The 13,041-nt window shown below is 71.8% G+C and carries 11 protein-coding genes; 4 read left to right on the top strand and 7 right to left on the bottom strand.

Translation table 11 applies throughout. The features are described from left to right. Window positions 1-1,173, top strand: coding sequence for a low temperature requirement protein A (locus ABD998_RS14035; protein WP_345440283.1), 1,173 nt, complete (start codon window positions 1-3; stop codon window positions 1,171-1,173). Between the two features lie 4 nt (window positions 1,174-1,177). Here the strand turns inward: ABD998_RS14035 and ABD998_RS14030 are convergent, their stop codons facing one another. From ABD998_RS14030 to ABD998_RS14015, 4 genes are read right to left on the bottom strand one after another with little or no spacing between them, the layout of a single operon-like run. After that, window positions 1,178-1,939: an ABC transporter permease gene (locus ABD998_RS14030; RefSeq protein ID WP_345440280.1), complete on the bottom strand. Its 762-nt coding sequence runs from the start codon at window positions 1,937-1,939 to the stop codon at window positions 1,178-1,180. Beyond that, on the bottom strand, window positions 1,936-2,700 hold the full coding sequence (locus ABD998_RS14025) for an ABC transporter ATP-binding protein (RefSeq protein WP_345440277.1): 765 nt from the start codon (window positions 2,698-2,700) through the stop codon (window positions 1,936-1,938). Before ABD998_RS14025 ends, ABD998_RS14030 begins: the two co-directional genes overlap by 4 nt. Continuing rightward, window positions 2,697-3,065, bottom strand: coding sequence for a DUF1048 domain-containing protein (locus ABD998_RS14020; protein ID WP_345440274.1), 369 nt, complete (start codon window positions 3,063-3,065; stop codon window positions 2,697-2,699). Before ABD998_RS14020 ends, ABD998_RS14025 begins: the two co-directional genes overlap by 4 nt. Window positions 3,066-3,067: 2 nt before the next feature. Next, window positions 3,068-3,397: a PadR family transcriptional regulator gene (locus ABD998_RS14015; RefSeq protein ID WP_345440271.1), complete on the bottom strand. Its 330-nt coding sequence runs from the start codon at window positions 3,395-3,397 to the stop codon at window positions 3,068-3,070. Between the two features lie 213 nt (window positions 3,398-3,610). On the opposite strand from ABD998_RS14015, the gene ABD998_RS14010 reads away from it, so the two are divergent. Genes ABD998_RS14010 through ABD998_RS14000 form a run of 3 tightly spaced genes read left to right on the top strand, consistent with a single transcriptional unit; the run spans window position 3,611 to window position 7,315 of the window. Next, complete coding sequence (locus ABD998_RS14010) at window positions 3,611-5,017, top strand: ricin-type beta-trefoil lectin domain protein (protein ID WP_345440268.1); 1,407 nt, start codon at window positions 3,611-3,613, stop codon at window positions 5,015-5,017. Between the two features lie 58 nt (window positions 5,018-5,075). Continuing rightward, window positions 5,076-5,438 carry an ArsR/SmtB family transcription factor gene (locus ABD998_RS14005; protein WP_345440265.1) on the top strand — a complete coding sequence of 121 codons (363 nt, stop codon included), beginning with the start codon at window positions 5,076-5,078 and terminating at the stop codon, window positions 5,436-5,438. Further along, window positions 5,435-7,315, top strand: a complete 1,881-nt coding sequence (locus tag ABD998_RS14000; RefSeq protein ID WP_345440262.1) for a heavy metal translocating P-type ATPase — start codon at window positions 5,435-5,437, stop codon at window positions 7,313-7,315. The genes ABD998_RS14005 and ABD998_RS14000 overlap by 4 nt, the downstream gene beginning before the upstream one ends. 10 nt (window positions 7,316-7,325) lie before the next feature. On the opposite strand, the gene ABD998_RS13995 is transcribed toward ABD998_RS14000, so the two are convergent. The 3 genes from ABD998_RS13995 to ABD998_RS13985 all read right to left on the bottom strand — a co-directional run bounded on the left by ABD998_RS13995 (window position 7,326) and on the right by ABD998_RS13985 (window position 12,981). Continuing rightward, a complete protein-coding gene (locus ABD998_RS13995; protein WP_345440259.1) occupies window positions 7,326-8,201 on the bottom strand; it encodes an LLM class flavin-dependent oxidoreductase in 876 nt (291 codons plus the stop codon). Between the two features lie 153 nt (window positions 8,202-8,354). Further along, a complete protein-coding gene (locus ABD998_RS13990; protein WP_345440256.1) occupies window positions 8,355-10,073 on the bottom strand; it encodes an HNH endonuclease signature motif containing protein in 1,719 nt (572 codons plus the stop codon). Window positions 10,074-10,161: 88 nt separating this feature from the next. Continuing rightward, window positions 10,162-12,981, bottom strand: coding sequence for an alpha-L-rhamnosidase (locus ABD998_RS13985; protein WP_345440253.1), 2,820 nt, complete (start codon window positions 12,979-12,981; stop codon window positions 10,162-10,164). Window positions 12,982-13,041 lie beyond the last annotated feature (60 nt).

Genomic DNA, 13,041 nt, shown 5'->3' with positions numbered 1-13,041 from the left:
GTGCCCGGTCTGCGCCGCGACGTGCTGCGTGCGAGCGGCGCCGACCGGGTGGCGTTCGTCGAGCTGTTCTTCGATCTCGTCTTCGTCTTCGCGCTGACCCAGCTCTCCAGCTACCTCTTCGCGCATCGCACGCCGCTCGGCGCGCTCGAGGGCGCCATCCTGCTGTGCGCCGTGTGGTGGACGTGGGTCTCGACGACCTGGGTGACGAACACCCTCGACCCGGCGAGGCTGCCCGTGCGCGGCGCCGTCGTGGCACTCGCCTTCCTCGCGCTCCTCATGGCGGTCGCCGTGAAGGAGTCGTTCGGCGACCGCGCGTGGACGTTCGCGCTCGCCTACGTCGCGCTCCAGGTGGGGCGCTCGGCGTTCATGGTCTGGGCGACGGCGCGGCACGACACGGGGATCTCCGACGACTTCCGGCGCATCCTCGCCTGGACGGCGGGAGGGTCGGCGCTCTGGATCGCCGGCGCGCTGCTCCCCCTCCCCGCCCAGCTGCCCCTGTGGATCGCCGCCCTCTGCGTGGAGTTCGTCGGCACCCTGACGGGATATCCGATGCCGCGGCGGGGGCGCGTCACGCTCGAACGCTGGGATCTGTCCGGCGCGCACATCGCCGAGCGCACATCGCTCTTCGTGCTCATCGCGCTGGGCGAGGGCCTCCTCGTCTCGGGCTTCTCGTTCGTCGACGAGGAATCGTCGCCGGAAGGCATCGTCGCGATGGCGTGCGCCTTCGTGTCGGCGGCGGCCGCGTGGTGGATCTACTTCGACCACGGCGAGCGCGTCGGCGCGGAGGCGATCGAGCGGTCGGATGCCCCTGGCCGGCTCACGCGCACCGCCTACACCTGGGTGCACCTGCTCATCGTCGGCGGGGTCGTCATGCTCTCGGTCGGCGACAAGCAGGCGCTCTCGCATCCCGACGAGACGGGTGTCGCGAGCGCGCTCGCCCTTACGACGGGCCCCTTCCTCTTCCTGCTCGGCTCCGTGCTGTTCCGCCGCATGCTCGAGCGCAGCGTGCCTCGCGCGCAGCTCGCGGGCGTGATCGCCGTCCCCGTGGTGGCGCTCGCCGGCGTCTTCGCCGGCGCGCTCGCGACGGCGATCGCCGTGACGGCCGTCCTCGTGCTCGTCGCGGCGGGCGAGACGGCCTGGCGCATCCGCCTCGGCCGACGAGCTGGCGGATGACGCCTCACGCGAAGCGGCGCCGGTAGACCGCGAGCGACACGGCGTACGCGACGACGAGGATGCCGACGCACCATGCGAGCGCGACCCACAGGTCGGCGCCGACCGGCTGCCGGGTCAGCAGCGCCCTGATCGAGTTCACGATCGACGTCACGGGCTGGTTCTCGGCGAACCACCGCACGGGCCCCGGCATCGACGCGGTCGGCACGAATGCCGAGCTGATGAACGGCAGGAAGATGAGCGGGTACGAGAACGCGCTCGCGCCGTCCACGGTCTTGGCGGTGAGCCCGGCGATGATCGCGACCCACGTGAGCGCGAGGGTGAACACGGCGAGGATGCCCGTGACGGCGAGCCATCCGCCCACGCCCGCACTGGATCGGAACCCCAGCACGAGCGCCACCGCGACGACCACCGCCACCGACACGAGGTTGGCGACGACCGATGTGAGCACGTGCGCCCACAGGATGGCCGACCGCGCGATCGGCATGGAGCGGAACCGCTCGAGGATGCCGCCCTGCAGATCGAGGAAGAGCCGGTACGCCGTGTAGGCGATGCCAGACGCGACCGTGATGAGCAGGATGCCCGGCAGCAGGTAGTCGATGTACGACCCGCCGCCGGTGTCGATCGCGCCGCCGAGCACGAAGACGAACAGCAGCATGAGCGCGATCGGAGTGACCGCGGTCGTGATGATCGTGTCGACGCTGCGCGTGATGTGGCGCAGCGAACGCCCGGTAAGGACGGCGGTGTCGCCGATGACGTGGACGCTCATGATCCTTCCTCCTCCTTCTCGCCGACCAGGGCGAGGAACACGTCCTCGAGGCTCGGCTGCTTCTCGATGTACTCGACCTTCGCGCTCGGCAGCAGCCGCTTCAGCTCGGCGAGCGTGCCGTCCACGAGGATGCGACCGCGATGCAGGATGGCGATGCGGTCGGCGAGGCGCTCGGCCTCCTCGAGATACTGCGTCGTGAGCAGCACGGTCGTGCCGCGTCCGACGAGCTCCTCGATCGTCTGCCACACCTCGATGCGCGCCTCGGGGTCGAGGCCCGTCGTCGGCTCGTCGAGGAAGATGACGGCGGGGTCGCCGATGAGGCTCATCGCGATGTCGAGGCGGCGCCGCATGCCACCCGAGTAGGTGCCCGCCCTGCGGCCACCCGCCTCGACGAGCGAGAACCGCGCGAGCAGGTCGTCGGCCGCCGCCGCGGGATCCGGCAGATGCCGCAGCCGCGCCACGAGTACGAGGTTCTCGCGCCCCGTGAGGACCTCGTCGACGGCGGCGAACTGACCCGTGAGACTGATCGTCTCGCGCACCCGCGCCGCCTGGCTCGCGACGTCCGCGCCGCCCACCGACGCCGAACCGGCGTCGGCGGACAGCAGGGTCGAGAGAATCCGCACGAGCGTCGTCTTGCCCGCGCCGTTGGAACCGAGGAGGGCGAAGACGGTGCCCCGCTCGACCTCGAAGTCGACGCCGCGGAGCACGGCCAGGTCTCCATAGGCCTTCGCGACGCCGCGCACCTCGATGACCGCGGTCATGGGCGTCCGTCTCCTGTCGCCTCGTCGACCGTCCTGCGCAGGCGGGCCCGCTCCTTGTCGATCCACTCGCGCGTCGTGTAGGCGCGGACGAACGCCTCCGCGAACTCGACGGGGTCCTCCCCGACGATGTCGCGGATCGCCAGGCCGTCGGCCGCCGCCCCGTCGAAGAGATCGGCGAGGTCGTCGAGCATCCTCACCATCGTCTCGCCGTCGGTCACGCCGCCCTGGTACATGAGGTACCGGTCGACGGCCTTCGCGACCGCCGCGTAGGGCTCGGGGAGCGCCTCGACGCGCGCCCGGTACTGCCGGTACTGCTTCTTCTGCTCGAGCGAGCCCGTGAGGGCCTCGATCCACTTCGCCGCCATGATCACTTCTCTCCTTCGTGGAGCTGTCCGATGCGCTCTGCGAGGAAGCTCCACGTCCTCCAGAACTCTGCGAGCTGCTCCCGCCCCTGCGGGTTCAGCGTGTAGACCTTGCGCGGAGGGCCCTTCTCCGAGGGCACCCGCTCGACGTCGACGAGGCCCTTCTGCTCGATGCGGACGAGCAGCGCGTAGACCGTGCCCTCGACGATGTCGGTGAACCCCTGATCGCGCAGCTGCGCCGTGATCTCGTACCCGTACGCGGGGCGCACGGCGAGGATCGCGAGCACGATGCCCTCGAGAGTGCCCTTGAGCATCTCGGTCATCTGATTCCCCATGAGCCGCCTCTCTCTACTCTGTGTTGCTGACTACCACTAGACGGTAACACTGAGTAGCGGTACTTGGCAAGACTGAGTAGCCGCTTCGTCCGCGACATAACGGATGCTGTCCGCTACGGTCGGGGATACCGGGATGTTTGCGCAACCATCGATGACGAGGCGCGGCATCCGGCGAGACGGCGCGACGACGCGCCGGAAGGGAGCATCCATCCGATGAAGAGGGCATTCGGGATCGCCGTGGCGATCGGCATCCTGCTGTCGGGCGGCCTCGCCGCCTCCGCCGGCGCCGCACCGTCACGGGGGCCGGCAGGCACCTCCGAGTTCCGCGGGGTGAACTGGGCCGATCCGCGCGACAACTATGCCGACGACGCCGTCGTGCCATCCGGCCTGAGCGTCGACGACGACTACCGCACGACCTACGACAAGGCGTCCGACATCGTCGCGGAGTTCCGCTCGGAGCTGCGCGCGAACACCGTGCGCCTGCCGATCAACCCCTGGAGCGTCGGCACCGACTGGTGGGAGTCGTACCGCGGCGCGATCGACGCCGCGACCCGCCGCGGGTTCGACGTCATCCTCAGCTACTGGGAGGCCGACGACGCGAAGGACGGGCGCGTCGACGACCCGGCAGCCTTCGACGCCATGTGGGACGAGGTCGTCGACGCGTACGGCCGCAACCCGCACGTGTCCTTCGAGATCATGAACGAGCCGTTCGGCTACGCGCTCGACGAGTGGGTGGACCTCTCGGCGGGCTGGCTCGACCGCCACGCCGACGTGCCCCGCTCCCGCGTCATCGTCTCGGGCACGGGCTACAACGACGACGTCACGGGAGTTGGCGCCGCCGAAGAGCTCGACGGCACCCTGCTGTCGCTGCACTTCTACGGCTTCTGGGCCAATCACACGACAGAGGACGAGTGGAAGGCGAACCTCCTGCCGCGCATCGGCGGGTACGGATGGCGCACGCTCGTGAGCGAGGCCGGCTCGCCCATGACGACGGGCCTCAACTACGGCAACCATTCGGGCGACGTCTCGACGTCGTACCTCGGTGCTCTCACCGAGGTCGCGCGCGAGCAGGGCATGGGCGTCGTCTACTGGCCGGGCCTGCGCTCGGGCGACTCGTACACGCTCACGGAGATCGCCGCCGACGGCGACCTCGAGGTGACGAACGCCTCGGGGCTCGCCCAGATCCAGTGGGGCTGGGGCCTGCTCCGCACGGAGCAGCTGAACGACCTGCCGCCCGCGCCTCCCGGAGAACCGATCCGGAGCGAGCAGCACGGCGTGTGCATCGACATCCCCGGGGCGTCGACGACACCCGGCACGACGCTCGGGCTGTGGAACTGCAACGGCGGCGCCAACCAGTCCTTCCATCCGGAGGACGACGGCGCGCTGTCGATGTACGGCGACATGTGCGTCGACGTCGCGGGCACCCTCGCCGCCGGATCAGCCCTCGCCATCGAGGACTGCAGCGGCGCCGCGACGCAGGGCTGGGAGCTGCGCGCCGACGGCGCGATCGCGAGCATCGCGGATCCGTCGCTGTGCCTCGCGACTCCGGAGACGGAGTGGGGGGTCGCGCTGGCCGTGTGCGACGCCGCGAGCGCGACGCAGCGCTGGACGGTGGGCTGACCCGCCCTGGGGCCCGGGCGCAGCGCGCCCGGGCCCTTTCCCGTGCGATAATCTTCACATGCATGAAGATACGAAGGGATGCACGTTCGACGTGCAGAGCGAGTACGTCGACATCGCCGCCGAGATCTTCCGCCTGCTCTCCGACCCGACGCGCATCCGCATCATCCTCGCGCTGCGCGAAGGCGAGCTCTCCGTGTCGCGCATCGCCGAGGTCGTCGGCAAGACGCCGACCGTCGTCTCTCAGCACCTCGCGAAGCTGCGGATGGGGCGGCTCGTCCGCGCGCGCCGCGACGGCACCACCATGTACTACCGCCTCGTCGACGAGCACGCCAGGCGGCTCGTGACGGAGGGCGTCTTCCAGGCGCAGCACACGGTCGACGACCCGCAGCACGGGACCCATCCGCGGACGGCGCAGTCATGACGCTCGCGCTCGAACGGGAGGTCGCACGCCCCCGCCGCCCGCTCCTCGCGACCGGGGCCCGGCTCCCCGAAGTGCGGTGGGCGGCGCTCGCGCTCCTCCTCTTCCTCTCGGGATGGACCGCGCAGGCCCTCGGCGCCCCGACGGCGGTCTCGTGGGGACTCTATCTCGCCTGCTACGCCGCGGGCGGATGGGAGCCGGCGCTCGCGGGCCTCCGGGCGCTGCGCGAGAGGACGCTCGACGTCGACATCCTCATGATCGTCGCCGCGATCGCTGCCGCGTCGATCGGCCAGGTCTTCGACGGCGCTCTGCTCATCGTCATCTTCGCGACGTCGGGCGCGCTCGAGGCCGTCGTCACGCAGCGCACCGCCGACGCCGTCTCGTCGCTCCTCGACCTCGCCCCCGAGCGCGCCGCGCTCATCGACGAGGGCGGCGGCATCCGCGAGGTCGAGTCCGCATCGCTCGTCCCGGGGCAGACAATCCTCATCCGCCCCGGAGAGCGGATCGCGGGCGACGGCGTCGTCGTGACCGGTGCCAGCGAGGTCGACCAGCAGGCGGTCACAGGCGAGTCGGTGCCCGTCGTGCGCGGTGTCGGCGACGACGTGCTGTCCGGCACGGTCAACGGCACGGGAGCGCTGACCGTCGAGATCACGCGCCCCGCATCCGACTCGGTCGTCGCGCGCATCGCGCGCATGGTCGCCGAGGCCTCGGAGACGAAGGCCCGTACCCAGCTCTTCGTCGAGACCGTCGAGCAGCGCTACTCGATGGGTGTCGTCATCGCGACCCTGCTCGTCTTCGCCGTTCCGATGCTCGCCTTCGGGGAGGCGTTCGATGCCGCCCTGCTGCGTGCGATCACCTTCATGATCGTCGCGTCCCCGTGCGCGGTCGTGCTGTCGACCATGCCGCCGCTCCTCGCGTCCATGGCGAACGCGGGGCGGCGCGGTGTGCTCGTGAAGACCGCCACGGCGATGGAGGGCCTCGGCCGCACGACGCTCGTCGCCTTCGACAAGACCGGCACCCTCACGGAGGGCGCGCCCGATGTCGTCTCGATCGAGGCAGCGGATGGCGATGCCGACGGACTGCTGCGCCTCGCCGCCGCGGTCGAGCGGATGAGCGAGCACCCGCTCGGGCGGGCGATCGTGCGCGCCGCCGAGACGCGCGGGATGCCGGTGCCCGCCGTCGCGGGGTTCCGCGCGCTCCCGGGGCGCGGCGTCGTGGGCGTGGTGGAGGGCCGCGAGATCGAGGTCGTGCGCGCCGATGACGCCGACGCCGCCGGCACGCTCGTGGAGGTGCGCGTGTCGGGTGCCGTCGCCGGCGTGATCACGCTGGCCGACGCCGTCCGCCCCGCCGCCGCGGCGGCGGTCGCCGCCGTCCGCGACGCGACCGCGAGACCGCCGATGCTGCTGACGGGCGACGGCACCGCGGCCGCGATGAACGTCGCTGCGGCCACGGGCGTCGTCGACGTGCGCTCGGCGCTGCTGCCCGACGACAAGGCGCGCATCGTGCAGGACCTCGCCGCGCGCGGCGAGCGGGTCATGCTCGTCGGCGACGGCGTCAACGACGCCCCCGCTCTCGCTGCCGCCTCCACCGGCGTCGCCATGGGGCGGCGCGGATCGGACCTCGCCATCGAGAGCGCCGACGTCGTCATCGTGCGCGACGAGCTCGACACCATCCCGCAGCTTCTGCGCCTGTCTCGGCGGGCCCACCGCTACGTCGTGGCGAACCTCGCGATCGCGGCCGCCTTCATCGCGGTGCTGGTCGTCTGGGACCTCGTCGGCACTCTGCCCCTCGCCCTCGCCGTCGCCGGCCACGAGGGATCGACCGTCGTCGTCGCGCTCAACGGCCTCCGGCTGCTGTCCCGGCGGGCCTGGGAGCGGTAGCGGGTCGCGTTCAGCGCAACGCCGGAAGCCGCTCGGCGATCGCATCGAGCACCGACTCGTCGCCGGCGTAGATCCCGTTCGCGCGCGGCCAGTGGGCGACGACGTCGGTGAAGCCGAGCTCGCGGGCGCGCCCGACGGCTTCCTCGTACCCGGCGACGCTCGCAAGCGAGTACCGCCCGCCGCTGTCGAGCGACAGGATGCGCGCGAGGCCGGGGCGCGCCTCGGAGGCCTCGTCGAACCGGCGCGCGAGCGCGGCGACCCCGCGCCACCATTCCGCCGGGTCCTCCTCGGGGCCGCCCGTGGTGACCCATCCGTCGCCGCGCGACGCGGCGTAGCGGATGGCGCGCGGTCCGTTGCCGGCGAGCAGGAGCGGCATGCGCGGCGCACGCGCGGGCGAGCCGACCATCCGCGCGTCTCGCGCCGTGAACCAGCCCTCGTCGAACGAGATGCCCTCGGCCGCGTCGCCCTCGTGGCGCAGCAGCACGTCGAGCGCGTCGGCGAACGCGACGAAGCGCTCGTGCCGCTCGCGCGGGGTGAGCTCGCTCTGCCCGAGCACGAACGCGTCGAAGCCCGTGCCGCCCGACCCGACGCCGAGCAGGACGCGCCCTCCGGCGATGTCGTCGAGCGTCGCGAGCTCCTTCGCGAACGGCACCGGATGGCGGAAGTTCGGGCTCGCGACGAAGAACCCGAGCTCGATGCGCGATGTGACCATGGCGGCCGCTGTGAGCGTCGGCACCGTGGCGTGCCACCGCTCCCCCGCGAGGCTGCGCCACGACAGGTGGTCGTACGTCCAGGCGTGGTCGAAGCCGTAGGCCTCGGCTCGGCGCCACAGCTCGCCGGCCGCCGGCCAGTCGCGCTGCGGGAGGATGACGATGCCGTGTCTCACGGGACGAGCTTAGGTGCGATGCTCCCCTTCTCCTGGTCGTGGAGGAAGCGAGGCACGAACGCGTCGAGACGTCGCGAGTCGACCTGCGAGGCGGACGTGACGGATACCGGCAGCCGTTCGAAGCAGCGATCGCTCGGCAGCGCTCACCGACGGTCACCAGGGTGGCGGGTCGTCGTCGTGGCTGTCGTCGGTCCAGTCGAGGTCGTCGGCGATGTCCGGGTCGACGGGCGTGCGTGCCCGGCCGGGCATGCTTCTCCCAGGTGGATGGAGGGCGCCGACGGGTGAATGCCGTCCGGTGTGGATGGTCTGCGGCGGCGGATCCGTGGCGTACTCGAACCCGAGGGGGCTCGTCCACACGACTTTCCCCGGTTCCGGCTGGTGGATCTTCCAGGGGGTGTGGTGCCGGAGGAGATGGTGGGGTTTGCACAGCGCGGAGAGGTTCCCCGCGCAGGTGGGTCCGCCGCGCTCCCACTCGACCGTGTGGTCTTTCTCGCACCGGTGCGCGGGCTGCATGCATCCGGGGGCCCGGCAGGTCCCGTCACGGAGTTCGACGAGGCGTCGGATGGCGGCGGTGGGCGTGTAGTGGTCGACGGTGTGGAGGGCACCGGTGTCGGGGTTCTGGAAGATCCGCTCCCATCCGGGGGCGTCCGCCGCGAACCGGCGGGCGATGTCGGCGGGGATGGGTCCGTACCCGGCGAGCATCGCGGGCCCGTCGTCGAGGCCGGCGAGGGTGGTCGCGGCGATCGTGACCGCCACCGTGCCGCGGATCGCGGCGACCTTCTCCGCCGACCCGTCGATCGTGTGGGTCGTGGGCGCCCCTGTGAGGAGGAGGTCGGTGGCGAGGTCCGCGCGGATCTGATCCCTCGTGCGGGCGTCGTGGACGCGCCCGGTCGCGGCGTCCAGCTGCTCCGCTGTCGGGCGAAGAGGCAGGGCGGGATCGTCGTGGGGGTACCAGGTGCCGTCGTGGAACACCTCGACGTGCTCCCGCACCATCGAGCAACCCGGCAGCGTGAGCCGCACGGTACGACGGTCGCCGTTCACCGGACCAGTGTGGGTGCGGTCGCGCGTGTCGACGGCGACGCCGTCGGCGGCGACCCTCATCCCGAACGCGTTCCTGGCGAACACACCGGGACGCGCCGCGGGCACAGTGCCCGGCCCGGCAGCGGCGCGGCGCCTCCTCTCCTCCGCGGCCATCCGCTTCTCTTCCGCCGCGATCGTCTTCGCGGTCGTGGTCAGCCGGTCCTGGATCGCGGTGATCTTCGCCGCCTCGTCCACCAGCACGAACTCCGCCAACCCGTCATCGAGCGGACGCACCCGCGTGCCCCGCCGCGACGTCGCGCGAACGTGCCGCTCGGGAAGAGGTTCGGGGTCGAGCTCTCCGGCGAGCCACTTCACGAACACCCGCAGCTGCGCCGGCGTCGCCTCCTCCGCATGTGTCAACGCCCGGTGCTGGTACTCCTCCAGCACGACTTCGCGGAGGTTCTCGCCGTGCTCCCGGATGATGTCGACCTGGCGGCGCGTGACGACCTGGTCGGCGAGCGCGGCCGCGACGATCGGAAACCGCGACTGCAGGACATGATCATGCCGGAGACGCGCCTCCACCTCACCGGGGGCGAGATGGAGGGCGGCGGCGAGTTCGAGAGCGGCGGACCGCCACGGGAACGCGTACTCCGACCCATCCGCGCACCGCCCCGTCTGCGCTTCGGCGACACGCGCCGCCGCCGCGAACGCGCCCGCCTCGATCGCATCGATCCGCGCGTGCGCGGCACGCGCATCCAGCACCGTCTCCCGCACGATCCGGAGCGTACGCGCTTCCTCATCCGTCGCCTCCCACGACGATGAATCCGAGAACCGCGGCTTCGTTGATGACATACAGACCATCATCCCCGTGGCCACCGACATTCGAACAAGTCGACGAGCGTCGACTCGCTGGCGCTCGCTCGATGACCCGGCCGACGCCTCACCCGGCGCTCGGACGGTACTCCGCCAGCTCGGCGTCGATCGCGGCGCGCACGCGCGGCGGCATGACGAAGATGCTCACCTCGAGGGGCTCACCGCGCCGCCAGCGCGTGTGGTGCGTGCGCAGCGCCTGGCCGACCCGCGGAACGTGGGCGTCGAGCGCGCCGAGCACGGCCGCGTACGCTCCCGGGTCCTCCATGATGTCGGCGAGGCCCGTCTTGAGGCTGAGACGCTCCACGCGCGGATGGCCGACCACGAGGTCGACGGTCCACTCGTGCGCGCCGGAGCCGATCGTGAAGGGGGCCGTCCCGTCGGGCAGCCGGACGACGGCCGTCGTGTTCGCCGGGACGTCCGCCGAGATCCGGACGGAGTCTCCCTCCCGACGCCAGCGCACCGACGCGTCGCCGTACGGTGTGCGATGGGTCGCCGACACGTGGTCGAACGACGGCAGCGGCACGGGCGCGATCTCGATCGTGCGATAGCCCGGCTCGGCGGGGCCGATGCCAGCGACGACGCGGTAGAGCCAGTCCACCACCGACCCGAACGCGTAGTGGTTGAACGAGACGGCACGCGGGTTGATCGAGCCGTCGGGGCGCAGCGCGTCCCACGCCTCCCAGACCGTCGTCGCCCCCATCGTGAGGGGATACAGCCACGAGGGGCACTCGGTCTGCGTGATCATCCGGTCGGCGGCGAGCAGGTGGCCCGTCGCGGTGAGCGCCTCGGTGAGGAACGGCGTGCCGGCGAACCCCGTTCCGATGTGGAACCCCGACTCGCGCACGAGCGCGGCGAGGTGATCGCCCATCCGCTGCCGCGTCTCCTCGTCCTCCGCGAGGCCGAAGACGATCGCGAGCGCGTACGCGGTCTGCGCCTCCGAGGCGACGCGCCCGCCCCGCGTGACGTACTCGGCGCCGAACGCCGCCTTGATCTCGGCGGCGAGCGCCGTGTAGCGGTCGGCATCGGCTCGCCGGCCGATCGCCGCCGCCATCTCGGCGAGCAGACGGGCCGACTGGAAGAAGTACGCCGTGGCGACGAGCTCGGCGTCGGCCTTGGCCTCGGTGGGGAACTCGGGCGGCGAGAACGGGTCGAGCCAGTCGCCGAACTGGAACCCGCCCTTCCACAGCCGCGACGGGCCGGCGATCGACGCGATGCGGTCGACCCATGCCGTCATGCTCGCGTACTGCCGCTCCAGGATGCCGCGGTCGCCGTAGCGCTCGTGGAGCACCGCCGGCACGACCGTGGCCGCATCGCCCCACGCGGCCGCGGGGCTCGTGAACGCGGTCGCCACGGCCGGCAGCGGACTCGGCACGACGAACGGGATGACCACGCCGTCGTCGGTCTGCTCCGCCGCGAGATCGCCGAGCCAGTTCGCGAGGAAGCCGTCGACGTCGAACAGCGTCGCGGCCGTCGGCGAGAACCACATGATGTCGCCCGTCCATCCGAGGCGCTCGTCGCGCTGCGGGCAGTCGGTGGGGAGCGAGACGAAGTTGTCGCGCATCCCCCAGACGACGCTCTCATGGAACCTGTTCACGAGCTCGTGCGACGAGTCGAACCAGCCCGTGCGCTCGAGGTCGCTCGAGACGGCGACGGCCGTGAAGGCGGCGTCGTCGGGCGATCCCGCCCAGCCGCTGATGCCGGCGTACCGGAACCCGCGGAAGGTGTGCGAGGGCTCCCATGTGAAGGACCCGCCGGGCGCGATGAACGAGTCGGTCGTGTCGGCGTGCCCCATCGACGCGCGCTCGAGCTCTCCGTCGGGGGCGAGCACCTCCGCGTGCCGGATGACGACCTTCGTGCCGGCCGGCAGGTCGGCGCTGATGCGCAGACGCCCCGAGATATTCTGCCCGAAGTCGAGGACGGTCTCCCCCGACGGCGCCGTCGTCCGGGCGAGGACCGGCAGCGCGTCGACACGCCGCACGGGCGGCGCCGACCGCGGGATCGGCGTGACGGCGCCGTCGACGACGGCCGCCGGCTCCCAGCCGGCGTCGTCGAACGAGGCCGTGTCCCATCCCGGCTCGGCGAGGCGCAGGTCGTCGTGCTGGCCGGCGTAGATGCCCGCGTCGATCGTCGGGCCGTGCGGCTGCGCTCGCCAGGTGCCGTCGGTCGAGACGGTCTGCGTCGTGCCGTCGGCGTAGTCGAGCACGAGCATGAGGGCGGCGGACGGCTGCGCGCCGTAGAACGGCACGGCCGCCTCGCCGAATCCGTAGCGCTCGCAGAACCATCCGCCCGACAGCCGGATGCCGATCGCGTTCGGCCCCGGCGCGAGGAGCGCTGTGACGTCGAGGGACTCGTGGATGAGGCGCCACTGGTAGGCCGTCCAGCCGGGCTTGAGGGTCTCGTCGTCGACGTCGGAGCCGTTGAGGCTGACCTCGTACACGCCCTGCGCCGTCGAGTAGAGCGTCGCCCTGGCGAGCCCTTCGCGCACGGCGAAGGTCGTGCGGAAGAGCCCGGGGTGGGCGACGCGCTCCGGCGCCCGCAGGCCGATCATCCGCGCGGTCCACTCCCCGTCGCCGAGGAACCCGGCTTCGATCGCGCGCGCATCGCTCCAGTCGGAGACGCCGCCGTCCTCGCCGGCGACCCGCACGCGCACGCGCCGCGTCTCGCGCGGCGCGAGCGGGGCGAACGGCCAGTCGACGTGCACGGAGTCGCGCCCGTCGACGCGCACGACCTCGCCCGCGCATTCGAGCTCGGCCCAGGCCTGCAGCCATCCGCCCGCCGACGACCGCGTCGTCCAGGTGAGCCGAGGAGTCGGGGTCGGCGAGTACCGGGAGTCTCCGCGGTACTCGACCTTGGTGATCTCGACGGCGGTCGTGGGGCCGGTGGTCATTTCTCTCCCTCGAACGGTGAAATAGAACTAGCGTTCTAGTTCACATATAGAGGATAGAAG

This window comes from Microbacterium gilvum, assembly GCF_039543865.1.
GTDB lineage: Bacteria > Actinomycetota > Actinomycetes > Actinomycetales > Microbacteriaceae > Microbacterium > Microbacterium gilvum.
This window is presented reverse-complemented; position numbering and strand designations above follow the sequence as displayed.